General features: G+C 50.0%; 1 pseudogene. It reads right to left on the bottom strand.

The features are described from left to right. Nucleotides 1-139, bottom strand: a pseudogene (locus EZM41_RS11095) (hypothetical protein); the annotation flags it as partial. Between the last annotated feature and the right edge of the window lie 251 nt (nt 140-390).

Below are 390 nucleotides of genomic sequence, written 5' to 3'. Positions count from 1 at the left end.
AGGAGGTAAAGCCCACGATGCGGTAGTTTGATGGGTGAACCTTGAGTATGAGAGCCGTCTGGTCCGTTATGGCCGACTGATAATCCTTTGGGTGGGTGCGGTTTGTCGTCCCTACCTCCACCAATTTCGCGCCGGAAAGCTTCAGGAACTCGTGAGGCAATTCAAGATTGAGAAGGAAGAAGAGAAGACAACAGAAAAAACCACAGCGGAGGCTGGACTCGTGCCGGTGAGTTAATATCGGAGGTAGAGATGGCTTTGGTTGGCCTAATTATAATGTTAGGGCGCGGCCTCGGCGAAGTGCTCACGGAGACCAAAGTAGCTCACACACTGGTGCATGGAATCATTTACAGTGTAGGAGTTAACACCAAGAAGAAATTGATGTTGGGCATT

The sequence above is a fragment of the Acetomicrobium sp. S15 = DSM 107314 genome (genome assembly GCF_016125955.1).
Classification (GTDB): Bacteria; Synergistota; Synergistia; order Synergistales; family Thermosynergistaceae; genus Thermosynergistes; species Thermosynergistes pyruvativorans.
This window is presented reverse-complemented; position numbering and strand designations above follow the sequence as displayed.